20 protein-coding genes and 2 pseudogenes are annotated in these 26314 nt (G+C 31.4%); 6 read left to right on the top strand and 16 right to left on the bottom strand.

Features of this window, described 5'->3' with window-relative positions; all coding sequences use genetic code 11:
• Positions 1–193: 193 nt before the first annotated feature.
• A complete protein-coding gene (locus tag DJ93_RS29695; protein WP_374937203.1) occupies positions 194–718 on the bottom strand; it encodes a recombinase family protein in 525 nt (174 codons plus the stop codon).
• 38 nt (positions 719–756) lie between these two features.
• Between DJ93_RS29695 and DJ93_RS27095 the strand changes: the two genes are divergently transcribed.
• Positions 757–900 (top strand): helix-turn-helix domain-containing protein, encoded by a 144-nt coding sequence (locus DJ93_RS27095; RefSeq protein WP_236736018.1) that lies wholly within the window; start codon positions 757–759, stop codon positions 898–900.
• A gap of 117 nt (positions 901–1017) precedes the next feature.
• On the opposite strand, the gene DJ93_RS27090 is transcribed toward DJ93_RS27095, so the two are convergent.
• Positions 1018–2271: a sensor histidine kinase gene (locus DJ93_RS27090; protein ID WP_042984529.1), complete on the bottom strand. Its 1254-nt coding sequence runs from the start codon at positions 2269–2271 to the stop codon at positions 1018–1020.
• Between the two features lie 692 nt (positions 2272–2963).
• Here DJ93_RS27090 and DJ93_RS27085 point away from each other — a divergent pair.
• Positions 2964–3671, top strand: coding sequence for a hypothetical protein (locus DJ93_RS27085; RefSeq protein ID WP_142920707.1), 708 nt, complete (start codon positions 2964–2966; stop codon positions 3669–3671).
• A gap of 610 nt (positions 3672–4281) precedes the next feature.
• Entirely contained in the window at positions 4282–5355 is a 1074-nt protein-coding gene (gene xerS, locus DJ93_RS27080) for a tyrosine recombinase XerS (protein ID WP_042984525.1), read from the top strand.
• Positions 5356–5835: 480 nt separating this feature from the next.
• Here xerS and DJ93_RS27075 read toward each other — a convergent pair whose 3' ends face one another.
• From DJ93_RS27075 to DJ93_RS27060, 4 genes are all read right to left on the bottom strand, one after another.
• Positions 5836–7197 (bottom strand): IS1182 family transposase, encoded by a 1362-nt coding sequence (locus DJ93_RS27075; RefSeq protein WP_052109706.1) that lies wholly within the window; start codon positions 7195–7197, stop codon positions 5836–5838.
• Between the two features lie 554 nt (positions 7198–7751).
• Positions 7752–8243: a DinB family protein gene (locus DJ93_RS27070; protein ID WP_042984523.1), complete on the bottom strand. Its 492-nt coding sequence runs from the start codon at positions 8241–8243 to the stop codon at positions 7752–7754.
• Positions 8244–8664: 421 nt separating this feature from the next.
• The gene (locus tag DJ93_RS27065; protein ID WP_042984521.1) at positions 8665–9180 is read right to left on the bottom strand and encodes a DinB family protein; all 516 of its coding nucleotides are present in this window, start codon (positions 9178–9180) and stop codon (positions 8665–8667) included.
• A gap of 465 nt (positions 9181–9645) precedes the next feature.
• Positions 9646–10212: a plasmid pRiA4b ORF-3 family protein gene (locus DJ93_RS27060; RefSeq protein WP_042984519.1), complete on the bottom strand. Its 567-nt coding sequence runs from the start codon at positions 10210–10212 to the stop codon at positions 9646–9648.
• A gap of 267 nt (positions 10213–10479) precedes the next feature.
• Between DJ93_RS27060 and DJ93_RS27055 the strand changes: the two genes are divergently transcribed.
• Entirely contained in the window at positions 10480–11916 is a 1437-nt protein-coding gene (locus DJ93_RS27055) for an IS4 family transposase (protein ID WP_042984517.1), read from the top strand.
• 251 nt (positions 11917–12167) lie between these two features.
• On the opposite strand, the pseudogene DJ93_RS27050 reads toward DJ93_RS27055, so the two are convergent.
• The 3 genes and pseudogenes from DJ93_RS27050 to DJ93_RS27040 all read right to left on the bottom strand — a co-directional run.
• A pseudogene (locus DJ93_RS27050) lies at positions 12168–12404 on the bottom strand (transposase); the annotation flags it as partial.
• Positions 12405–12814: 410 nt separating this feature from the next.
• Positions 12815–14353 carry a thiol-activated cytolysin family protein gene (locus DJ93_RS27045; RefSeq protein WP_042984515.1) on the bottom strand — a complete coding sequence of 513 codons (1539 nt, stop codon included), beginning with the start codon at positions 14351–14353 and terminating at the stop codon, positions 12815–12817.
• A 570-nt stretch (positions 14354–14923) separates the two neighbouring features.
• On the bottom strand, positions 14924–15907 hold the full coding sequence (locus tag DJ93_RS27040; RefSeq protein WP_042984513.1) for a hypothetical protein: 984 nt from the start codon (positions 15905–15907) through the stop codon (positions 14924–14926).
• Between the two features lie 350 nt (positions 15908–16257).
• Between DJ93_RS27040 and DJ93_RS27035 the strand changes: the two genes are divergently transcribed.
• On the top strand, positions 16258–17418 hold the full coding sequence (locus DJ93_RS27035; protein WP_042984511.1) for a tyrosine-type recombinase/integrase: 1161 nt from the start codon (positions 16258–16260) through the stop codon (positions 17416–17418).
• Positions 17419–18157: 739 nt separating this feature from the next.
• Here the strand turns inward: DJ93_RS27035 and DJ93_RS33435 are convergent.
• Positions 18158–18352: a hypothetical protein gene (locus DJ93_RS33435; RefSeq protein WP_042984509.1), complete on the bottom strand. Its 195-nt coding sequence runs from the start codon at positions 18350–18352 to the stop codon at positions 18158–18160.
• A gap of 429 nt (positions 18353–18781) precedes the next feature.
• A complete protein-coding gene (locus DJ93_RS27025) occupies positions 18782–19072 on the bottom strand; it encodes a zinc-finger domain-containing protein (protein WP_052109704.1) in 291 nt (96 codons plus the stop codon).
• Positions 19073–19226: 154 nt separating this feature from the next.
• On the opposite strand from DJ93_RS27025, the pseudogene DJ93_RS32540 reads away from it, so the two are divergent.
• Positions 19227–19331: pseudogene (locus DJ93_RS32540) on the top strand (tyrosine-type recombinase/integrase); the annotation flags it as partial.
• Between the two features lie 542 nt (positions 19332–19873).
• Here DJ93_RS32540 and DJ93_RS27020 read toward each other — a convergent pair.
• The 5 genes from DJ93_RS27020 to DJ93_RS27000 form a co-directional block, all read right to left on the bottom strand.
• Positions 19874–21382 carry an amino acid permease gene (locus tag DJ93_RS27020; RefSeq protein ID WP_042984506.1) on the bottom strand — a complete coding sequence of 503 codons (1509 nt, stop codon included), beginning with the start codon at positions 21380–21382 and terminating at the stop codon, positions 19874–19876.
• A gap of 144 nt (positions 21383–21526) precedes the next feature.
• Positions 21527–22504 (bottom strand): DMT family transporter, encoded by a 978-nt coding sequence (locus DJ93_RS27015; protein ID WP_042984504.1) that lies wholly within the window; start codon positions 22502–22504, stop codon positions 21527–21529.
• A complete protein-coding gene (locus DJ93_RS27010) occupies positions 22485–23729 on the bottom strand; it encodes an ATP-grasp domain-containing protein (RefSeq protein ID WP_042984503.1) in 1245 nt (414 codons plus the stop codon). Before DJ93_RS27010 ends, DJ93_RS27015 begins: the two co-directional genes overlap by 20 nt.
• Before the next feature lie 126 nt (positions 23730–23855).
• Complete coding sequence (locus tag DJ93_RS27005) at positions 23856–24620, bottom strand: HalD/BesD family halogenase (protein ID WP_052109701.1); 765 nt, start codon at positions 24618–24620, stop codon at positions 23856–23858.
• Positions 24621–25358: 738 nt separating this feature from the next.
• On the bottom strand, positions 25359–26264 hold the full coding sequence (locus DJ93_RS27000; protein WP_042984501.1) for a DMT family transporter: 906 nt from the start codon (positions 26262–26264) through the stop codon (positions 25359–25361).
• Positions 26265–26314: the final 50 nt, after the last annotated feature.

The following is a 26314-nucleotide window of genomic DNA, read 5'->3' as shown; positions in this document are numbered from 1 at the left end:
AAATCGATAAAAAAATACTTTTACAGTATCTTTCTGTATAATTTTAGAACCATATCATTTATAAATAGGAGGAGCTAAGGTTTATAGTTTAGCTCCTGGTGTTGTGATAAACCTCTTCAGTAAGACCGAAATTTTTTTAAAAAATTAATATAGCCTATATAAGTATAAAGGGTAATTGTTGTTAAGAATTTTCTTAATAACCATTTCGTTTTAATGTGCGATAAATAGTGGTTCTGTCAACATTTAAAAAATCAGCAATTTCCTGTTTCGTTTTTCCTTGATTAAGTAACTCAAGTATCAAATCAGTTTTAGACTTATTGATCTTAGGGGTTCTCCCCAGTTTCCCACCACTTTCTACATACTTCATACGACCAGCCTGCGTTCGCTCCAGTATATAGTTTCGTTCAATATCAGCAAATAAAGATAAGATTGTAACCATGACTTTAGTAGTCATATTATCTTTCTTCCGAGTATCAATGTTATCACTAATAGCAATGACGCCAATATCATTTTTGATCAGTTTTTCATGAGTACGGATCATATCAGAAAGATTTCTACCTAAACGATCTAACTTATAGACAATAAGTGTGTCCCCTGGATTTAATTGCTTCATAAGAATTTGGAATTGTTCTCTCTCCATATTTTTTCCACTTTGCTTTTCCTCAAAAATGTATTCTTCTAACAATTCAACCTGGTTCGTTTCGCAATATGTAAGTATTAAAGTTAGCGAAATAAAAAGGAGTGTATAGAGGAAGATTGAAGAAATACACGGATAAACACCCAGGTATGAATCATGCGATTGAATTACGGAAGCACACCACTAAAACAGTGAAAGAAATATGCCAAATTACAGGTGTGAGTCAGGCCGCTCTGTATCGTAGATTAAAAGAACTTGAATAAAGTTCTTTTTTTATTTGTAATTAAATCCCAGAGTGGCCCCTCATGCCCAGAATCGTTTCCGTACCCCTTTTACTCTTCATTATCTTTTTGCACCAGAACCAAAAATCTTCTATCATATTAGCAGGGGATATTGATAGAAAAGCGTGTTCCTTTTCCTATTTTACTCTCTATCTCTATATCTCCGTTTAATTCTTTTATAATACTGTAAGCAATCATAGTACCAAGCCCAGTACCTTTTTCTGTTGTTGAATAAAACGGCAAGGCAATTCGTTTTATTTGTTGAGAGGACATTCCAATTCCTGAATCAATAATATCAATTACAATATCATCTTTTATTTTTTGTATATTTATTTGTAATACTCCACCATTTTTCATAGCCTCAATTCCGTTTTGTACGATGTTGATTAGACACAGTTTTAATTTTTCAGAATCAGCGTTTATATAAAGAGAATCTGCAATATTATGTTTTATTTCAACATTATATGATAGAGCGAGTGGTGAAATAGTATCTGTTACCTGATTCAAAATGTGATTAATGTCTAGCTTCTCTTTTATAAAGTTTTGTGGTTTGGTTAAAGATAAATAATTATTAATAGTAGCCTGTATTTGCTGCATTTCAATTAACATAATTTCTAAGTACTTATCTTGAGATATCTTAGAGCTCTCATTATCATTTAATAATTGAGTGAATCCATGTACCGTGGTTAGTGGATTATGAATTTCATGAGCAATAGATGCAGCTAGTTCACTAGCTATATAAAATTTTTCTGCTCGTTGAATCTTTTCTTTCATTTTAAATTTCTCAATCATTCCTTCTATTAAATAAACTGATAATAATCCTGTAAAAATATTAATGACTATATAATTAAATAAAAATTCAATGAGAGTAGAGTCAATTTTACCACCTGTGTTAATTTGAGTTACAATACCACAGATAGAAAGTGAAGTTGTACAAATCAAAATAAGTAGTATGCTTAATAATATCTTTTTTTCCTTAAAATAAATGGGTAACAAGTAACGAAATGTTACAGTAACGCCTGTAATAATATTATAGATAATAACTGATGGAAAAACTCCGCTTCCGCCTAAGTAAAATCTATAAGAAAGATATACAACTCCTATAAAAATAATACTTTTTGTATTTCCATATAGAAAAACTAATATAACAGGAATAAAACGTAAATCATAAATAAATCCAGCATGTAAATGAAAAGGAAAAGTCAGGCAAAAAATAATTGCAATTGAGGAAAGAATAGAGATTAATATATTATTACATGCCATTTTTTCTTTATGGTCTAGCCAAAATACTTGATAGCTAAGAATACAAATAATAATAATAAAGGTATTTAATAATAGTGTAGGAATTCCCATAGTTTAATCCTCTCTGATAGTTTATAAGTAGGACTATGAATGAATTTAATCTATATGTTGGGTTTTATTAGATTTTCTATCCTTAAAAAGAAAGTAAAAAAGTACTTAAAAAAAGTGTTTTTTTACTATTTATATTAGAACCGATGAGGAAGATAGAAAAAAATTTTTTTTTAAAAAAGCTACTTTTAGTTATGTATAAAAAGAAATTGAAAGCAGCCCTTTTGTAGGTAATACATGAAACAAGCAATTGGCATAATTACGCTTTTACAGGAGTGAATATTCTGTAAAATGATTATAGATAGCAACATCTATTTTATAGCCTTCGCCATAATAACATGATATTCATCAAATTACAAAGAAGAAATTATAAGTTTTATTTTTCGCTATTTCATTTTATATTTCAATGTAGTTAATCGTTGAAATAATTATTTTTCATACATTATTTATTTTTGAAAAAAAGTTAGTTTATGTTCATGAAGCAGATATTGAAAACAAAAATTAATTCGTGTTATGTGAAAGAATAATATTTCTATGGGGGTTTAGTGATAATTCTCAAAAATCAAACTAATAACACAATACTGAATGAAAGTTATGTAACCAATTATTGAATTACGTAACTATACAACATATACTTTGAATATATCAAGTATACTCATTTGAGGAGATTTTATGGAAAGGTGACAAATTATAATATGTATGAAGTTATTTTACATGAAAGTGTTTTTTTAAAGAAATCTAGAGAAGATCAGATTATATTAATAGAAGCGTGGAGAACGAGATTTACGGTGGATGAAATCATAGATGGAATGGATATAAGTAAAAACCAATACTATAATATTTTAAATAATTTAGGGATTAAGATTAGAAACGCTAACATTAAAGGTGGGTCAAAAATGAAAAGTATCTTATCTGAAGAAGAATTTAATAATATGAAATTAAACGTTTGCAACTATAAAGTATACAAATCAATTGACCTACAACAACAAATAGAGTTATTCATTTATTATCTTGAGGAACACGCAAACAACAGCATAGCCGATTTAGCAAGAATGATGAATACTAATGCGGCGAATTTATATGCAATGAATTCTAAAGTTAAGAAATTAAGACAAGCAGATATTCAGGAACAATCAGTAGAGATTGAGCTAGAAAATACTGAGCTTAAAAATCCTTGTGACAATATAGAAAAATCATTACTGGAGTCAGAATCTAATAATCTTAAAGAAGATTTAGTAAAGAAAAATAAATATGATATTCAATGTAAAAATAACTCATTCTCATTTGATATTAAAGGAAACTATGATGCTAAAACAGTTGCAAGAAGAATGAAATTAATCTTAGATATTTTAGAAAATGATGACACAGAGTTTGATGTAGACATTAAGATTACTCAAAAATAAATAAAGAATGAATCAAACAATAGGATAGAGAAAATCTATCCTCTATTTTAACCTCTACAACTTCGCGCGAAATACCAATTTTACGAATAATAAAGTGGTCTTATAAAAATCTAATATAGCATCTAGGGATTTTAAGCCTAAATGGATAACTCTTAGTGTATTACTTTGGATCTATATAATTCATATTTTATATAAAAATAATTAAATGCTGATTTACTCATAAACAACCTGTATTATTAATTACATTTTAATTTACACGATTTTTTCTTATGTTGACCTAATTAAGTCCTGATTAACCATGATTAAACTAAGCAATTAATATTTTATAACGACTTGTAAACAATTTTTAAAGCATCCTGTATGAATTTATATATTAAATTAGTTTTATTTTATATATAGTATTTTTGTACCAGTTTTTATAGCCTAATACAAATTTATTACCTGGTTATCTATAATTCATATTAGAATAACTACACTATCCCATTCAATTTTGTATACATTTTAGTATTACGTAATTTAATTATGTAAATAAGTCTGTGTAAAAATTGAATTTGATGCGAACTTGTGTTCGTTTTTGTTTTCTGTTATAGTATATATTGAGGTGATTATTATGGATTACAGCAAGCAACGTCAAAAATCCGTACATCGTAAAAAATTATACGAAAATTTAAAAGAAATGCCCTTTTACATAGAAGAATTTGTGGAGTACAAAGAATTGCATGATGCCTCTCCCTCCACCCTACTGAATTATGTATATGATTTTAGAGTCTTCTTTAATTGGCTATTATCTGAACAAATTATTAACTTTAAGCCCATTAAAGACATATCCTTCTCTGATTTGGAGAATTTAAAGAAAAAAGATGTTGAGAACTTTATGAGGTTTCTAAAACTACAGCAAAACATGCAAAATTCTTCTGTTAACAGAAAGATTTCAGCTTTAAAATCTTTATTTAAGTATCTAACTTCCCTTTCAGAAGATGAAGATGGTGAATGCTATTTTTATAGAAATGTAATGGCTAAAATTGAAATACATAAAGATAAAGAAACGTTAAATGCCCGTGCAAAGCGTATGAGATCTAAAATATTCCATAATGATGACGATCAAGAATTTTTAAATTATGTTAAGTACGAACATGAAAAAGCTTTAACAAAACATCAATTGTTTTATTTTCTAAGAGATAAAGAACGTGATGTAGCTATTCTCTCCCTCTTTCTTGGGAGTGGTATTCGTGTAAGTGAGTTGGCCGATCTTCGTATTGAAGATGTAAATTTAAAAGAAAGACTTATCGATGTAATAAGAAAAGGAAATAAAGAAGATTCTGTATGGATTACCCCAATTGCATTGAATGATCTTGAAAAATATATAGAAATTAGAGCGAATAAATATGTCCCAGGGAAAGAATTGAAAAATGTGTTCTTATCGAAGTATAAACATACTGCACAACCTCTTTCAGTTAGAGCTATCCAAGATATAGTAGAAAAATATACTAAATCCTTTGGTAAAAGAATGTCTCCTCATAAATTAAGACATACATTAGCAAATAAGCTATATATGGAAGAAAAGGATTCATTACAGGTGATGCAACAACTTGGACATACTAGTCAAGATACAGCCTTATTATACACACAACTTGGAGAAACAACTATCAAAGACAGCTTAGGTAGAATAGGAAAGAACAAATAATAAAAAGTTCAGTAATTACATATAAATATTTTTAAAGTTTATATTACAGTATAAATGCTTCTCCTTATTTGATTTGCATCTAATTTTATTATATAAAAAATACATAATTTTATTTTACTTTGATTGGTACATAAGTAATGGAATTAAAGAATTTGTAGAAAGACATGAAAATAGGAACTATTTGGTTCTGTTGCAAAGTTTGAAAAAAGCATAAACAGGTCGGTAAATGAGGAACAATGTTTAGGAAGTAGCTAGTAATTGTTGAAGTTCATTGTACGTTGAAAAGGCGGAGTCTCTTTGTGAAGTGACCCCAAAAAGTTAGACATATTATTTTATTAGGCAGCCCCTTTGGTATGTGTTCGGTATTGCACGAAGCCACTGAAAAACTTACGTTTTTTATAAATAAATTCATTATAGAGAAAAATAAGGCGCTTTTTGTTCAATTTCGAACAGAAAACGCCCTATTTTTTTGTCTATTTATTACCCTTTTTCATCCAGAAGCTTCAAGATTCTTTTTAGATTGACAGCGAATATCGTCGTTGCTCCCTGAATTTGCATGCCCAATAAACCCGCAGCCGATGCTTGATCGTACCCGTGTTTATTTTTTAACTCACTATTTTTTGCTTCGATTTTATAGCGTTCTCGAGCTAAGCGTTTAAATTCTTCTGTTTCTTGAAAAGCTTGTTGGTCTAAATGTTCCTCTGATTTAATGGCAACAGAATAGGTTTTAGTTTTTGCACCTTCTTTAAAACACCCTTCTCGGAGTGGACAGACCTTACATTTTTCAACGTCAAAAAAATAAACCATTCTTGCACTTGCTCCTGGATGTGAATCTGGTTTTTTACTTTTTCTTTTTGCTAAATGTCCTGCTGGACATACAAATAAACCTGCATCTTTAATAAAGTCAAATCCTTTTCCTTTTGCTCGCCCATTTTGAGTAATCATTGGATTTAACTTAGAAGTCAGTTGAATGCTTTGTTCTTTTGTATAAAGTAAATTGTTTTTCCCTGAATAAGCCGTGTCAGCGATGACGGTTTCAACTTCCATTCCTGTTACTTTACTTTTTTCAATCAGTTCTTGTAGATAATGTCCATCTGATTTTTCACCTATTGTAACGACTGCTGCTGTAATAATACGTTCATCACTAATTGCTAAATGTGTTTTATAACCAAAGAAAGAACTGTGTACTGTTTTATATCCTACTCGTGCATCGACGTCTGTTGAATAATTTAGATGTTCTTGCGTATCGTCTACAGCTTCTTTTAACACGTTCAATTTTTCACAGTAAGGGATTTCATCTTTTACCTCGTTAGAAGTATTCTTTTGGGGGAATTTTTCTTTCATAGATTTATCGAATTGATACACTGCTTTGCGAGTATGTTTTGATTTCTCTTGTAAAAATTCTTTTGGTGATTTTTGGTTATAACGTGCTTTGGTATGCGTTGCGTCCACAATGATTGCTTTACTTTTGATAATGTTCTTTTCGAGTGCGATTTCAACCGTTTTTCCAATGAGCATATCTACTAAACTTACGTCTTGAAGACGAAGTCTGCGGAATTTTGTGAGTGAGCTTGAATCAATCACGTCATCTTCTGGCGCCATACCTAAAAAATATTTGAAAGACATATCATATTTTGAACGTTCGACAAGGTCTACATCGGATACATTAAAAATGGCTTTTAACAATAAGTACTTAAACATTCGAATCGGAGGAATCGCATTTCTTCCATTATCTAAACAATATTTTGTTTTCAATTCCTCTAAAATGAATGAGAAGTCTACCAGTTCGTTAATTTGCCGAAGCATATTATTTTTTGACACGACCATATCGTAAATGGCCATGTACGAACTTAAGTTGAATGTCTCGCCAAGTGGAACTAGATGGAGTTTTTCAGTGCCCTCGCTTGATAGCGATGGGGTACCGTCAGGAAAACGCGGTTATCTATACTCAAATGTGAAAAACCCTTGAAATATAAGGCTCTGCACATTGTTTACATGTAATGTATTCTTGTGAGAGCATCACAAAAAACAGGCCATAACTGGAACAATTCAGTCTTGGCCTGCTTTTTTTCTGTCATTCAAGTATCGTATTCGTTAGCTCAATCATCCTATTTTAACTTTTTTAAGGCAGACCTACTTTATTTGTTTCAAACCCGTAGACCAGAAATAAATGTTAACAGAGCTATTCCGCAATTTCCTCAGGTAAATAACCGTGCTCATCCCTTTGAATAAATAGGAATTGCTGCTTAATGCCGTCAGTAGCATATCTGTGCTAAAACTGCTGTTAGGAGGCGTTTTTTCCGTTGCCAACATTTTGTCAAATAGCTCGACAAATATTTGATATAATTCGTGATATATAGGGCCCACGTTCTCGAACTGCAGTGCAATTTTTTGCCCTATTCAAAAGAGCGGCGCGCTGGCCAAGAGCCTTGCAACTTGCGGATTAGGATAATTTGGCCCGTATGATAAACGTCATGGAGAATGAGGCTGTTCAGCCACTCGTCTAATGGACGATTAGTAACAAGAGCTTGCAATTGGTCAACGTTTAAATTCGTAATACGCTCACGGATGCCAAGATGGACGCTTTTTAGCCTATTTTGCGTGGCTTCCCAATCGCTCTCCGTTTTCGAAGCGACTGCGAACGTATCTTCATTCGTCAACCCTTCCGGATACTGCGATTCCTCACCGGTAATTCTTTTGAGCAACCGTTTCTTGTAAAAAATCAAATGCTCAACTGTCTCCCAAATCGTGTTCGAATGCTCGCCAGCCGGGCGCCAATCTGCTTGCTCCGCCGTAAGCGTTTTGAGTGCATCAGCGAGCGGCGGATACCAATCTTCTTTATCGTAGCAAAAGTCCCAGTTTTGAAGTAACGATTCCATCCTGTTCATTCCAAATCCTCCTTAGCGCGTATTGTAACCATTAAAAAGTTTTCACTAAATAATTCAACTAATGGAAATATGACTCCTTCTTCAGATACATTGTTATTTAATTCAATGTCCTTATTCCACAATCTGGATCTTTAGTGGAGTAACATTACTGAAGTTTTACTACATCGACAAGACATGCTTAATTTCATGCATTGTTAAAATCCCAATACTCATAAGAATTGTAGCTTTGAAATAAAGTTTAATTAAATTAACTCTATAAACCTTGATAAAATAATAAATAGATAAAAGTGTGTTTTAAAAAAAGTTTGATCAAAACACGCTTTAAATATATTCAATTAAACCATTCGTTTTTAAATAAGTTTGATCATTTCTTGATCCTTGTGCCATTAAAGCGCCCGATTGTGAAATTGGCAAAGGCAGTCTAATTATCGAATAGCCCTCTTCCTCTCAGATTTGCGGAAACAGGCTCCTTTCCTATTTCACGTGCCCATATAGATAACTGGCCGATATGGTGGATTTCGTGGGCAATGACATGACGTATGATCTCCCCATGTGTACATTCAATGACTCGGCGCCTAATTGGTGCGTCTCTAGGGCTAATCGGTTCTTCATTGAAATCAGTTTCTGAAAGTTTCCGAGAATCCATTTTATTTGCCCAAGATGTCACAAATGTCTTCACTTTCTCGTGGTATTGAGCTGAAAGATTTTTCACTTTTTGTAAGTGAGCATAATCTTCAAACAATGGCTCTTCAGGCACTGGTTCACCTCGCAAACCTAAGATCCACATATATTCCACATCTACAATGTGAAATAGGGTATGTAGGATACTGCCGAATCCACCTACCCGTTTCTTTAATAGTTCTTCATCCGGTATGTCTTCGCACAATGTAAACCAATCATCACGAACTTGCCAGTTATATTGAAACAGTTTCAACATCACAGCAACCTCCATCTTTTAGATTAACATTTAATATTCACCAAAAGACTTCAAAATCCCTATTTAAATAATAACTCTAAAAAACCTGTTAAAATCCTCTACAAACTGGCCCTTTAATTGAACATTCCAGATGAAGTTAAGGGTCAAAAGAAAAACACTATTATACAGGGGTCACCATATCATTCTGGGAAAATTGTACGCTAAGGACTACAAACCCTTATCATTACAGTATTTTATAAAGATGAATACATGTTCAGAAAGATAAAAACCTAAGTTTAATTGAACATTGATTTGTTTACACACTTTATGAACATGATTATAGCTAGAAAACGTTGATATTATTGAGTTCTATCCTCTGTTCATAAACAAATTTTTTGCTATACAAAAGGACCTAACCTTTTGTATAGCAAAAAATCAGATCCTTTTTTAAATCTATATAAAGGGAAACTACCATTTACTTATGATTCAATCACAATAGGCTAATCCTTTATTCACTTCTTGTATGTCGAAGAAAGAAGGATCAAAATCTAATAAATCCCATTCCTCATAGAGTGAATATTGTGGGTGTGAAGGGTCTTTTATTGCTTCTAAAAATTCAAGATATCCTGGAATACCTCCAATATCCTCTAATGGGGCTGCATTTTCTCCGCCTATACATGTTACCTCATCAGAGGATTGATCCAGTATATTTTCAACTTGAATCTGTAGCAACCAATGATCTCCAAAATCGTATACATATTGAAAAATCAGATCCTTCTTTTTGATCTGTTCAAGTAACATGGTTCTACCAGCAAGTAGCATCCGAGATGGCGTCGTCTTTTCCAATGTAGAAAAGGAAATGCTCGAATCAGGTGGAGCCGATATAGCATATTTTCCTACAGTAAATTCAAACAAATGTTGGTGCTCCCACTGAAATAAACATTGAATCACATCGTGTAAATCAGCAAAAGTTAATTTTGCTGGTAAAATAATTTTTCTCCAAATGGGGAAAGGACATCCCACTAATTCCAAATGTAATTGATAACATTTCATTCTTATTTCCTCCGTCTGAAATAATGGCATATTTCTCATTTTCACTGAAATCATGAGAAATAGATAGTAAAAATCAATCAAAGGAATCAAAAATCATGATATTTTATAAAGAATGCAATAAAATGTGTCCAAATTGTGTCTGAACGTACAATTTTCTTTTTTTGATATGGTGACCCCATGCCCATCAACTTAAGACTTTTTATTACCCCCAAGTACAAAAAAACGTTATTCTTGCTTAATAATCTATGAGAAAGGGTGACGTTTTTTATGAATCTCTCGATTCAAGAGGAATTACAACCATTTGCAGAAGAATTACAGCGCTATATCACACCTGGATTTTTAGAAGAACTGGCAAGAGAGATTAAGTTTATAAAGCGAAAACGTAAGTTTTCTGGATCAGATTTAGCTACGATTTGTATTTGGATTAGCCAACGGGTGGCCAGTGATCCTTTAGTTCGACTATGTAGTAGGCTTCATGCAGCTACAGGTACTTTACTCAGCCCGGAGGGCTTAAATAAACGATTTACTGCAAAATCAGTGTTATTTTTAAAACATATCTTTTCTTTGTTATTACAACAAAAAATCTGTGAACAAACTCATATTTCTAACCAACTTTTTGCTCATTTTAAGCGCATTCGCATCATGGATGCTACCATGTTTCAAGTGCCTAATACTTTGGAACATATATATCCTGGTTCAGGTGGTTGCGCGCAAACAGCTGGGATCAAAATTCAATTAGAATATGATTTACATAGTGGGCAATTTCTTAATTTTCAAGTGGGTCCTGGAAAAAATAATGATAAAACATTTGGAACAGAATGTTTAGATACGTTACGACCAGGCGATTTATGTATTCGTGATTTAGGCTATTTTTCATTAGAGGATTTAGATCAAATGGATCAACGTGGTACGTATTATATTTCGCGGTTAAAGTTAAATACGAATGTATATGTGAAAAATCCAAATCCGGAATATTTTAAAAATGGTTCCATTAAAAAACAATCAGAATACATACAAATTAATGTTATACAGATTTTAAATCAACTTAAACCTGGAGAAACGGTAGAATACCAGCAAGCTTATATTGGAGATAAACAGCAGTTATTTTCACGTCTCGTTTTTCATCGTTTAACAGCGGCACAATTACAAAAACGCCTAGAGAAAATTGCAGAAAAAGAAAAGTCAAAACACAGAACCTATTCAGAGAAAAGTAAATTAGTAGCGGGATTAAATGTATATGTGACAAATGCACCTTGGGAGTGGGTTCCGATAGAACAAGTACATGAATTGTATACACTACGCTGGCAGATAGAAATTGTTTTTAAAACGTGGAAATCATTATTTGATATAGATCATTGTCGCACTGTCAAACAAGAAAGAATAGAGTGCCATTTATACGGAAAACTGATCGCTATTTTCTTATGTTCTTCTACCATGTTTAAAATGCGTCAACTTTTATTACAGAAGAAGCAAAAAGAATTAAGTGAATATAAAGCAATTGGAATGATTCAAGACCATCTATTTCTCCTCTATCAAGCCATACAGCAAAACACCCAAGAAGTAACAAAGCTTCTGATCCGCCTGTTCCACCTTCTAGAGAAAAACGGGCGGAAATCTCACAGATATGAGAAGAAAACGGTCTTCGATATCATGGGTGTTCATTATGAGTATAGTATAGCTAGAGAACAAAAGAAAGCTGCATAATTTTAAAAATAAAACTCGTTAGAGTTTATTTAGCATGCGTATTTTTAAGAATAACCAATATGTTAAACAGTTTTTAGCTGTTTTGAAGGAAACCCCATTTTATTTTGGTTCTTAAGTTGATGGGCATGTATGGTGACCCATGCCCATCAACTTAAGAATTTTCACTATCCCTAAGTACAAAAAAACGGTATTCTTTCTATACAATCTAAGAAAAAAGCAACCTTTTCGGGAGATAGGCATGTATGGTGACCCCTAATAGATGTCCCTTGTTCGTTCATATAATGAAGTACATCTAGTTTATACTGGGGAGAGTAGGATGTATAGCGTTTTTCAAAAGCATTTTCACCTAAAGATTCATATTGTCTAATCCACTGATAGAGCATACTGGAGTGAACACCAATAGATTTAGCAATTGTTTTTCCACCTTCAGTCCCCTCTAAATATCGTCTCACCGCTCGTATTTTTTCTTTCGAAGAAAATTTAGCCATACATTGAAGTGCACCCCTACTAGATATTATAAAATTCTCTCATTTCCGTCTCAATAAGACAATATTTCTTTTTATTTTGAGACGAAATATTTCACTTTTCACAACTACCGATAAGATTTCTTATGTAAACTAGATTTTTAAGAAATATGCTTTGGGAAGTTCTCAAGCTATTTATTGAATGCTCTTTTTCCTGTTCTTGTGAAAGATTTTGCTTTACAGACTATTTTAACAACTTATAATCTATCTAAAGTATCTTCAATATAATCTTTAATAGTTGTTTTCCGGGTTCTAGTGCACAATTCTCTAGAGTTTGATACTCCAATTAGATGAGTATCATATATTTGAAAAAGCGCCGATATACTTGCGACCAAGTAAAAAAGCGCCCTGTTTACAGGGCGCTTCACTTCTACCTAATGACTAATATTAGCAGTCGGATATAATGTTGTTCCTCCAATTGAAACCTTTATTTCATTTGTTAATGGAACATTTTGTTCATTAATGATTGTTCTCCACCATTCCCATGCAAGACCTGTACATTCTCTTGCTACGACTTTTACATTTTTTGAATTTGGTGGAAGCGGTATAACTGTAGAGTAATGAGCCGTTTTGTCTTGACCATTTCCTTCCCAAGTTTTATGGGTTAGTACTTCTTTTCCTTTTTCATCATATGAGAATTCATCCCAAGATACATCAAATTGAGCAACATATCCACCAGTATGATCAAGCGTCATTTTAGCACTAGAATATTCTGTAGTTGTAGTCTCAATATAATCTGTATTGTTATGAACAGCAGCAGTTGCGTTATCTTTTAAGAAAGTGCTTGTATATGAAATTGGGTATGCTGGATTTTTAGAACTTAATTCTGCATTATCTTTAATGATATTTCGGATTTCATTAAAATCTTTTGTAACAACCTTGTTATGCTCTTTTGCATCTCCGCCTAATACTACAGCGGTAAAGGTACTGTCTTCAAAAATATCTTTGTACTGTCCACTCGCTTCAACGCTTTGATTCTTAATTAAGGCTTTAAAAGCAGCTTGTACATCTTTACTCTTAGATGATGTTTCTAATTTCACATAAACTGTTCTACCATAAGCTACATTTGATACCATAACAGGCGGAGCCGCCTTACTTACCCCTTTACGAGTTAACTCGTAAAACGTAACACTATTATCAAAAAGGTCTGATGGATTGTTAGGTAGTTCTGCACTTACGGTATAAAAGATTTGCTTATATGCCGCAACCATCACTTTTTTCTCTCCATTTGCAACAGCATTAAAGTCAATGTTCAGTGCATTGTCAAGATATTTAGCGTTAACATTAAGAGCACTTGCTATTTGAGATTTACTATACACCATAGATTCTGTATACTGCATTCTTGCAGGTAACGTATGTGTTTTTGAATACTTTTCATTCCAAGTAGATACTAATTCATCTACTGCACCAGACACATTACCATATGTAGGATTTTTGACAGTAATTGTATTGTCTTTTCTCATGCCAGGTAAGTCTATACTAATATTCAAAGGTTTTCTCTTAGCTACTAACAAACTAGGTTGATTATCTGCAAAAGCTTTATTTGCAAGTTGTACTGCTCCTGGATATGTACGATTAGCCACAGAATCAATAATCGAAATATCGACTGGTGAAGTTGTAAGTGATTTTTTCTCACGTTCAACTACTACAAATTTACCATTTGAATTTGTACTTTCTTTTGGAACAAAACTCTCTACTTTATCACCATTTACTGCTAAAACCTCTTGATTATTATACTTTAGATTTGCTATACCAGTATCAATGCCACTTGCATTTTTTGTTGCACCAGCTGAATTACCTGTTTTTGTTTCCGCAAAGGAAATAGATGAATAACTAATAGTGCTTAAACTAACTAATAAACATGCTAGGAGTTTTATTCCCTTATTATTTTTCTTAATTTCCAAAAAAATCAGCCCCTTCCTTTTTTCGAACTAAGGTATGATAATTATTTATAAATAATTGCTAAATAGTGAATTTACATAAATGCTTTTAAAAGTTCTTGAACGAATGGGAGTACTCCACCTACAAATTTTAAAATTGTCATTGCGATTGTCATATTATTTCCTCCTCTTTTGTTGTTGCTAAGATGTGATTTATCTTTATACTCTTATTATAGTAAGCGCTTACATTTTTATCAATACATTCTTATATGTAATATTGCATATAAGAATGTAGCAAGTTCCCTTTGCATTGTTAATGTTGCCCTATGCCTTATGCATGTCCTTCTTGAAGGGTGCAAAGCAAAAAAAGCACCTTTTTAGGTGCCTTTTTGAAACACGACGATAAGAATAACGTACAATGATTTTTTCTCGGTGTCATTACTATTTTATGTTTAAGATTCTTAGATATTTCTAATCATGGTTCTGGTGCAAAAACTTCAAGATACATGCAAGTGATCTTTTAATCTTGGACATACTAATACTATTATTCTAAAAAAGGTGTGTAATCAGTTTGAAAAAGGAAAATTTGTTTAAATGGACCTTTTATTTTTGATTAAGTAAGTGTTGATTAATTTTATCTCGAATTGCAATTGCAATAAATTCTTCAATAGAGCTATTTGTTTCATCTGTAATTTTTTTTATATATTGGTACTCCTTATTTGTGAGTATTACAGGTTTTGTTACTGTGTTACTGTCCAAATATACACTATGATTGACACGTGGAACAATTTTTCCTTCTATTATATAGGGTGTTAATTCATTTATCCATTCTGCCTGTATTCCTGGTGGCAATGTAATTAAAGATTGACGGACCTCAAAATACCAGAATCCCTCTTCTTCTGATACTTTTAAATTCCTTGGCGACACATACTCCAATATATTATCGATTAAATGAAAAATGTTATTTCGTAATTGATTGGATTTCGGAAAACGGAATTTCACAAATCTTTGATGATGGCTTCGTGGTTTATTAGATAACATATAGGCAGACTCATACCCTTCTTTTAATGCAGCACTAAGTGTCAGACTATTCCCAAATTCATCAAGGAGTATAATATCACCACGTTTCGGAATAGAAATAATACGTGCTAATGTATTCCCTTTTATAAACTTTTGAAATACTACTACATTATGTTTCTGAGAAAATGTATAGACAGCATTTGCTTGTTCTACTTGCTGAACAAGTTTACGAATATCCTCTTCTTTCACAAATTTCGTTTCTCGGTTGCGATATTTTTGTACTGTATAAACAAGCTCCTCTTCTTCTATCCATTTTTCAAGTTGATTCATACTAATAGGATACTCTTTACTTGCTTGATATAAAGTAATCCCCTCTATTTCACGATCACCTTTTAATTTCTCTACTTCCGCCCTGTTAAATAAAAAGCTTCCATCTAAACGCCATGTGTCCTTATTGATCGGAGTTAACTGCCCTTTCTTTATTAGATTATTAAAAATAAACTGACTAATATCCAAGTAATCTTTTACTTCATTTGTAGTCATAGTCATTTTATATATGCTAAGCATCCCTTTTCCCCCTTGCATTCCATTTATATAACATAATAATATTATGTAAATTATATTTTATAAAAGTCATATTTTAAATTAATTATACCATAATGTAATTGTATATTTCTTTAATAATTAAAGTAACGTCTAATTTAAATTATTTTTAAAATTCATTTTTAAATCATTGTAAATTATAATAAGTAAATACATTTTAATTAATTTAATAATAACCATAGAAAATGGGACCTTTTCTATATCTGTTTCATATTTTCATTTTTATAAATTTTAATTTTACTATGTAAGTAATTTTGAATGTAATTCCGTTATAATAATAGGTATAAAAGGGATTAATAAGGAGTTGAAGGATAATGAAATTTGAATTGAATACAATTCATAGTGAAACTTCTTTAGAAAATATAAAGAAACAAAAACAAAATTTTGCAAACATAATTGCATTATGGCATCGTGATTATATAGATGAAGCTGAATTTAAAAAGGAAAATAACGAAAGAGAAGATACATATACATATGAGGGATTTTCAGATGAAGAAATATTGTACTACTATTTGAACCGACAAACTCACTTTGACCAAGAAAAACGTATCAAAGATGAATCTAGGACTTTATATGCGCGGGATCTAAGTCAGTTTTACTTCTTTATTAAACAAAGTACAGAGTTTCTGCAGCATGATGTAAAAGATTTTAAAGATGGCCAAGTTTGGAGGAATCTAAGAAAACGACATATCCGTAACTATCAAAAATGGCTATCCCAGGAGGCAATCTCCTATCAATCGAAAGAAAAATACAAGGCATCTACAGTTAGTCGGAAACTCGGAGTGATTCGCTCTTACTTAAGATGGTTATATGAGATTCAATATATCCAGGAACCTCTTCATGTGGAGATTCTTAGTACGACGGTAAACGAACAACATAAACCCAAGCGCGAGTTATCATATGAAGAAGTGAAGCAACTGCTAAACTACTACAAGGATAATGAAATTAACTATGCTTTATTATCGGTTCTTACTACTACAGGGTTACGTGTTGCAGAGGTGGCCCATGCAAAGTGGGAAGATCTTGAGTATGACGCTATACGAGGACGTTACTATTTAACAGTTGATACAAAGGGAGATAATGAACGGATTGTTTCTATTAATAAGGAGATTTTTAATCGTATTGTCGCGTTTCGAATTCGAAGAAGATTACCTATAGACATTGGAAATACAAATGGTGGAACGGTATTTCAAACTAAGAACCATACTGCTTATAGAGATAATTACTTGTCACAATATATTTCTAAAATTATAAAGGCTACTCAGTTACCCTTTACGGAGAATATCCGAATTACTCCCCACTTCTTTAGACATTTTTATGTACAGTACTTGTATGATTACAAAGGATTGCCACCTCATGTCATCGCAGCTGCAGTTGGTCATAAAAACGATCGGACTACGAAAGAAAATTATCTGAAGCAGAGATTAACAAAAGATAATGATGCCGGAAATCTAATTATGGAAGATGAATTCTAATTTAACCTCTTGATAATTAATTACATGGATATAATATTATCGATTGTAGTTATGTATTTTTTACATAACTACAATTACTTATTAGACTATTTATTTGTGTACTCTAAATTAATTCTTCGCCAAGTTTCCCTAAAAATATATCATTTCTATAGGGGATCTTGTAGAGCCTTGCTGTAATGTAACTATATCTTACTTAGTTTAATTTAAGTTACTATATTGTACTTTATATGTTATGCTATAAATGAATTTCCAATTTGCAAAAATAACGTTTATCAATCTCTAGATGTAACTAAAGAGATGTCAAACGGAAAATGAGCATATTAATAAATGGTTCTGATGCAAAGTTTTATTCTAACTTAAAAGTATAGAATTTAAATACAATTAGCAAGAATAAACACCGTAAAATATACAAAATGACGTATGTTTGATTCGTTTTTTGAAGCAGTTTTCAAACTTTGCAACAGAACCAAAATAAGTAAATCATAGTTAAAAAACGGTCTATATTTAAAAAACCGTTTTTTATTTTCTTTTATAAATACTTTATTTGAGATGCCTTGCAATAAGACTTACAGGAGATTCATTATTAATTATGTCGAACAATTGACAGAAAAATAAAAATGTGATATGTTTACATTATAAATATATATTGAATGCATATTTAATATATATAAAGTATAGCTCTTAATTGAATTACATAAACTAAAAAGATAGGATGCGTCAACATCCCGTCTAGTAACTGCTACCGCAAGGTGGTCGGTTCCTTAAGTTTATTTCGTTCTTTTTCTTTTAGAACCGCCCTTTTGCTTGCAGGCTTTGGGGGCGGTTCTTTTACGTTTATTACTGCTTTTTTAACGAACTCATTTGCATAAGCTGTTATAAACACTGTAAAAAGGATTTTTGCAGTATCTCGCAATAAATCTAGTAAAATATCCATTCGGTTCACCTCCCTTCTCTCTAAAATAAAAGAGAAAGGAAAGGAACCTCCCGCCATGACAATATACAGTTATACTTCTATTTTACCATATTTCTAATCACTTAAATAGAAAATCGTTACTCTTATCGTAATCTTCAAAATATTTTAATTAACGAGTTTATTTGATCTTTAGTTCATTATAACTTAAATATGTATACTAATAGGTTGGTATTTCTTTGTTTAGCTATATAAATGTAGAATACTAGGTGTTTATTTTGAATTGGTTGTGAAATAAATAAAACCCCTTGTTTTTTCCATAAAATTAGCAATTCAACTTAACTCTTTCAAAAAACGACTTTTCAGATCTCGTTATATGAGGATTTTATTAATAGTTTAATATAGTTCCCTATCTAAAGACCACTTCGCCTCAATATAACGTTAATAAGTACCTTAAAAATAAATAGGATATTCTTTGCACTGCAAATAAACACCTGGATTGTCCATATATTTTTGTTTTATTGCATTAAATGTCCCCTGTTTTGGTAATATATTCAATCGGTCTCCTCTCTTTCGAATCTCCTTATACACCGGACAGCCCTCACATAACTTATTATTTCTAATTTTTCTCTTTCGACCTTTCTCGGATGCAACTTCTTTTGAATTGTATAAAGGACATTCGATACAATGTTTCATTTCTAAATAGGAAACTTCCTTAATAATGGCTCGCCGTTCATCTTTCACAAGTGCTCCTCCTTTATCCTATAAATAAAAAAAGAAAAACTTAAATAAAATAAAAAGGTGTGTCATTTTGATTATACATCTCATTATAAAATATTATATCTATTTATATAATTTTTACTTTTATCCTTTTATTTTATACCCCAATAAATAATCTGATTATTTAGGACATGAATCTATTATGACGACAGAACGTTATTTAAGAGAGCGTACAAGGCGACAAAATCTGGTAACAATAGATATAGGGGATTCATTGTTTTAGTATCTATATAATAGGAAGATTCTCAATTTGTCTTATCGATATCTTCCTATTTTTTTGATCCAGGAGTTCTTATATTAAATTCCTTCTCTTCAACATTCTGTACTTGGTTCATTCTATCCAATAATACTTTAAATTCATGTATTGTAGAAAAATCTTGTTTAATAAACGTTCTGCAAATTGGGGATTCCTGACAAAAAAGAAACTTCCTTTTTATCCTCGAAGTGAATTGTATCCCAAATCGTAGACGTTTAATAAAAAACATTGTGGAGATGGTACACTAAATTGAATACTAAAAAAGATGACTCCGGTAGAATAGTGAAACCATCTTTTAAGTGCTTAATTATTCATGTTCTTTTATTAAAACTATCCATTTTATAGAGTACAATTCAATTTTTTTATTACTCTAAAAGTGGACACTATATTACCATTAAGTTGAGAGATTTATTATTCTCCAAAATATTACCTCGATTAGCATAATAATAATTATACGTCTAAATATAGTAATTTATTTTATCATCTTTTATACTTATTTATCGATAAATTTAGCTTTTTCTCTGTAAATTACATTCTTGAAGAGGAATAATTTTTGTTTTATTCTTCCATTTATAAAAAAACCATAACGCAAAAAATATCGGCAACCCACTATATGTCATTAATAAGCTTTCCCAAGCAACTTCTTTTCCCATAAAAATCTCATATTTTTGCCCAATAATTACAATTATGCAAAGTGCAGTGGAAACAATTGGAGAAAAAGGATACCACTTAGCCTTATAAGGTAACTTATTTACATCCCCCCCTTGTGCTATATATGCTTTGCGGAATCTATAATGGCTAATGGCTATCCCTGTCCAAGCTATAAAACCAGAGAGTCCAGAGGAATTAAGTAACCACATAAATACGCGACCTTCACCTAGAAATGAAGATAAAAATGCAAACATACCAACTAAAGCCGTGGCAATTAGAGCGTTAACAGGGATACCACTTTTACTTACCTTTGTTAAAAATTTTGGAGCTTTTCCCTCCTTTGCTAAAACCCATAGCATTCTAGTTGAGGCATACATTCCTGAGTTTGCAGCAGAGAGAATAGCCGTTAATATAACAGCATTCATTACTGAAGCCGCAAAAGCAATTCCTGATTTTTCAAATACAATTGTAAACGGACTCATTGATATATTCTGTACATCCTCATTCATCAAATTAGGATGATTATAAGGAATAATCAAACCTATTACGAAAATAGCAAGAATATAAAAAAGAAGAATTCGCCAAAATACTTGTTTTATCGATTTAGGCACGTCCTTCTCGGGATTTTGACTTTCCCCAGCAGCTATCCCAATCAACTCAGTTCCTTGAAAAGAGAAGCCCGCAATCATAAACACAGACAAAATACTAAGAAAACCACCATGAAAAGTATTTTCACTAAATGCTAAATTCTTAAAGCCTATATGTTCTCCACCCATGATACCTATTATTGTTAATACTCCAACAATTAAAAAAATAATAATTGTTATTACCTTAATTAAAGAAAACCAATACTCAGCTTCACCAAAGGACCTTACCGAAAAATAATTCAGCATAAGAATAATGGCTAAAAAAAGCGCACTCCAAATAATACCTGGTATATTTGGAAACCAAAATTTCATAATTATGGCCGAAGCTGATAATTCGACTGCTATTGTAATCGCCCAGGTATACCAATAATTCCAACCTAAAGCAAACCCTAAAGCTGGATCTATGTATCTAGAAGCGTATGTACTAAACGATCCAGAGTCTGGCATATATGTTGCCATCTCCCCTAAACTCATCATGAGCAAATATACCATAATGCCAATCAGAACATAAGCAACTAAAGCACCACCTGGACCTGCAATATATATTGAAGTTCCACTAGAAATAAATAATCCTGTTCCGATTGATCCCCCAATCGAAATCATCGTGAGATGTTTAGTTTTTAGTGATTTTTGGAGTTTTGCTGTCGGCTTATTAACTTTGCTTATATCACCAACAGTAACCTCCCTACTTGAAACTACAGCATTTGTTTTAGAATTCATGACTTTCCCCCTTAAGAATTATATTTTTCGTGCTAAATTTTTTTAGCTATCTATTGCTTAATTTTAAAAATACAATCTAAAATTTAATAGACAAAACCCTTAGATAAGTGAATGATTATATCTAAGGGTTTTGACTTAATGAATTTAATTAGCAGCCTGTTTTTCCTTTTTTAAAGAACTAGGAGTAGATATTTGTTTTTCCTTTTTTAAAGAACTAAGAGTAGATATAATACATATAGCTGTTGTCAATGTAATGAGCCCACCTGATACTGGACTAAGGTTTAATCTTGGATCTGCAATTTCAAATAAAAATGTAAATAAAGGTGCTATAGCTAATAAAGTAACAACCATTATAGGTGTGCAATATTTTATCCCATATTGTAGACATAGTAGCGGTATCGTTGCACCAAATACAGCAATATAAATAATAATTGGTAGGTTCTCCAGGATATTAACCTTTTGTGTATTTGTAATGAGAAAAGCAATTAAGGAAATAGGAATTAATAAATAAAATCTATGAGCCATAATTGTCATAGGTGAACACCCTAAACCAGAAAGTTTCTTTGTGTAGAATGTTGTGATTACAACACATACACTACTAATGAATGTAAGAATGACCCCTTTAGTAATATCAATATAATTTACTGAATTAACAGATGTCATCCCATTAAGCGAAATCCAAACTAATAAAATTGAACAGATTAAAATCCCAAAAGCTGAATAATTTTCAACTGGGTTTATATTTCTCTTTGAAGCAAAGAAACCTTGATAAATTGTAGCTATAGCTGGACCAATTCCCGCAATAAGTGTACTAACAATGGCAGGTTCCAAATATTTTACCCCGTAAAAGAATCCAATCCAAGCTCCTACTGTCGAAATATTAACTTTAATTAGAGTAGAGTAGTCCTGAAATGGCTTTTTATACTCATTTTTATATTTAAAAAATGATAAAATTTGAAAAAAAACAAACGCAAACCCAAAAGCCATAGTAACCAATAAGAATGGTGAAATGGTTTGTACAACATGTCCAGAAACTACTTCTTTTATTGAGGATAATATATTGTAAATTAATACAAACCCTACTCCTATTAAAGAGGCTTTTTTATACTGTACTTTTGACACGGAAAAATTCTCCTTGCTTTTCTAATCTTCTGATTTTCTCATAATCTCTTTGTATTTGTTCTCTATCACTATGCAGCAAATATATTATGCCTGGATTCGTAAAAAGATCCACTGTTTCAAATATTCTTTCCCCAACTTTTGGTGTATGAAATACTTCGTAAAAAGAATTAAGTTCTTTTAATTTTTCCATCACATGATTCTCAGTCACAATACCGCTTTCTTTTGAAACCAAAGTTATGCAAAATAGGTTTTTATTTAACTTGTATCCATTTTTTAATCTTTTCATAAATTTTTCTGGTTCAACATATCGCTCAACTGTTGTAGTTACGTGACTATCGCCTATTGACGCAATAACTGCTGATTCAAGAATTGTTCCCATCATACGAGCTGCACATTCAATTAAAACGGGGCCACGTTTGGTAAACATAAGTTCCGTATGTGAAGGACCTTGTTCAATTCCTAGACAAGTCAGAACTTCTCTCACATATTTAATAATTTCCGCCTGTGCTTCACCATCATAAGGTAGCAACTCTTCTATGTCACAAATTCCTTGATTGCGTTTATCTTTCCAAATTTCAGTAATTACATGTTGACCATCTATTGTAACTGCATTCACAAAATATTGTTGTCCATCCAAACATTCTTGAATTAATACACCTTTATTGTCAAATCCTAACTTATTTTTATTATTTAAAATTAAATTACATGCTGTAATTAATTCCTCCGTATTAAAACAAAACGAAACACTGTCTGAACCGGCACTATCTAAAGGTTTCGCCACAACAGGCCATATATTTTGAGTATTTGCCCAAGAAACAGCATCCTCTAGATTATAAAAGTATCCCTGTTTAGCATGTGCTATACCATGTGCCTTTAAAGCCTCATGCATCTCATATTTATTTCTTCTCAATATAGATGTATCAGGATTATTTCCAGGTAGTTTTAATTTTTCTGATAATAAATCAGATAAAAATACACCTGTTTCTGTTCCAGCTATTATATGACTAATATTTATATTTTCTATTTGTTTAATCAAATCATTCAAATCATTTCTAAATACAAATGTTTGGTCAAAGTCTTCTGAATTAAAAGTATTTAATAAATCTGAAATAATGTTTTCTGAAGATTGAACATGAATAACCTTATATCCATATGCTTTAAATTGAGGAGCTAATTCTGCTCCAGTTGAAAATGCATCAACAATACATATATATTTATTAGTCATATATAAATTACACCTCATTAAAATATTGTTTATAAAATATAAATTAAATATAGCGGAATAAGTACTATATTCTTGAGATTAGTAACAACTTATTCCGCCCTTATTTAAAAATTAATTACATGTCTTTTAAACTGTAACAATTTCTTTGCTGTATATTTGTTCCATAGTTTCATGAGTGATTTCTTTTTTAAAGTCTTCATTTGAAGCATATGTAAAGACAATAACAATTCGCTGAGAATCTCCTGTTAAAGGTGTGATTCGATGTAGTGCTGTATTAGCTTTCATTAAATAACATGCCCCTTCTGGAACATATAAAGTATTAACCTCATGTGTATCTAATACTTTTTGTACACAATTTTTCGGATCATTTTTATCCCACTCAGTTTTTGGAACATATTCAATTAGCGCTCCATCACCTTTTTTTGGAGCTTTAACAATCCAGATTAAAGCAAAGGCATAGTCATCCCAATGCCATCCGTGTGTATCCCCCGTTGCTTGTTGACTATTAATTATATATTCTTCTGGTTGATATGGAACAGCATGTAAAGTTTCATCATTATTTACTTTTGCTAAAAACTCCTTAATTACTTTAGAATTAAAAAATGCAGGAATTAAACTTGCATTTTCCGCAATACTGTCACGTCCAACACTATTATAGTGACGAGGTGAATCGCCTGTTACTTCCATTTTAGCTACATCTCTTCTTGACCCATGTTCTGAAAGTAAATATTTTGCTTCAGCATGTACACCTGCTTTTAATGGTTCAGGAATTAGTTTATCTAAGATAACAACCTGATTTTCCATAAATTCACTTTTAAGACTATCAGTATATTCTTCAGATAATCCATTTAAATGATCTTCAACTAATTTATCAAACTTCTCTTGAAACACAAAAACTCCCCCTAAATGTTTACTTTTTATGTATTTCTTTAACATTTTTTACCTTACGAAATGTATGATATAGCAATAATTTTGAATGGTCAATTGAAAAAGAAAATTTTTTATTTTCTGAATATAATATTTTTTCTTTCTCAAATTACATTATTTATGGATTATAAATACAAATACTTGATATTTTTTGAAATTTAATGTATTTTTATGTAAAAAACCATTAAATATTTTTATATTCAGAATTCTTGTTGAAAAACAATTAAAAAGAGGAGTGTACATTTTGTTTATATGCGAAAATCATGTATTAAATGGTCTAGAAATTTTAAATTTACCGAATATAAAAAAACAAACAAAAAGGTTAGATGCTTTTTTTGCCAAAAAAAATCCCTATATGAACTGTATTATGTAGATTATGAATCCTTACCAATATTACCTAAAAAAAAAATACATATTGGTTAAAAAGAATATAATTAACTGATTAAATACCTCCAATCACTTTAATGTAATTATTAAAAAAATAATTACTTGATATATTTGTATGTTTTTTATATTTACAGAAAGAACTAGTGATGAATAAAATTAAACTCCTATGTCCGGTATAAAACATAGGAGTTTTTAGGGCCGGAGACATAATCTTCATTTAGTAGATTAATACACTAACAACTAAAAATTACATATTATTGCATAAAAAAGCATTCCATAATTCGGTCGTTTTAAATGTATTAATTTCACAAAAAATTATATTTGAAATGATTCTTTCTTTTCTTGAACTTTTACCTCATCTGTTTGGAGTATAGTTAACAGTATCCCTGCTATAATTATTATTCCCCCTAAAATTGTAGTGAAGTTTGGTACCTCGCCTAGCCATATCCAAGCAATAATGAAAGACAAAAGTGGTGTAAGATATAAAGAGCTTGTAGCTTCTGAAGCTCCTCTTTTTGCAGTGAGGTAACCTAGAGCAATGTAAGGAATTACAGTAGGAAAAACCCCTAAGTATACAGCACTCCATGTTGCTTCTTGTGGAGCGTTTAAAAAATCATTCCATAATTCTGGGAGAAAAATTAACATTAAAAGCGTTCCACCCCAGATTGTATAGCAAGTAAATGGTAGGAAACCGTATTTTTTTAGATAAGGTTTTTGTAGAACAAAGTATAGACTTTCAACTAAAGAAGCTATTAATATAAAAAGTGCGCTTTTATGAAATGACACTCCTCCCAAATAACCTAATGAAAGAAGAGCAACTCCAGAAAATGCTACTATTCCCCCTACCCACTTCCATAAACCTATACGTTCTCGAAAAATAACCCAAGCTAAAATCGCTGTGAAAATAGGAGTTAATGAAACCAATAGACTTGCAGTACCGGCATTTACAAATTTTTCTCCGTGATTTAATGCAAGATAGTAGCCTGTAAACCCTAATCCACCAAAAAAGATAATTACTGGTATATCCTTTACTTGTGGTAATTTCATACGTGTAGCAATTGCAAAAATTATTAACCCAAAAGATCCTATAAGTAAGCGTAATAAAGACAAGCTTTCTGGACTATATCCCGTAAGTGCTAAACGGATACCTGGAAAAGCAGAAGCCCACAGGACTATGATAAATAGATGCGAAACAAAGATGGACGTATTGAATAATTTCATTACCAATTCCTCCTCATTACAATCTAAAAACCAACCACCTCTATACTGAC

It is taken from the genome of Bacillus clarus, from assembly GCF_000746925.1.
In the GTDB taxonomy this organism is placed as follows: domain Bacteria; phylum Bacillota; class Bacilli; order Bacillales; family Bacillaceae_G; genus Bacillus_A; species Bacillus_A clarus.
The sequence above is the reverse complement of the archived record's forward strand: the minus strand, read 5'-3'. Positions and strand labels throughout refer to the sequence as shown.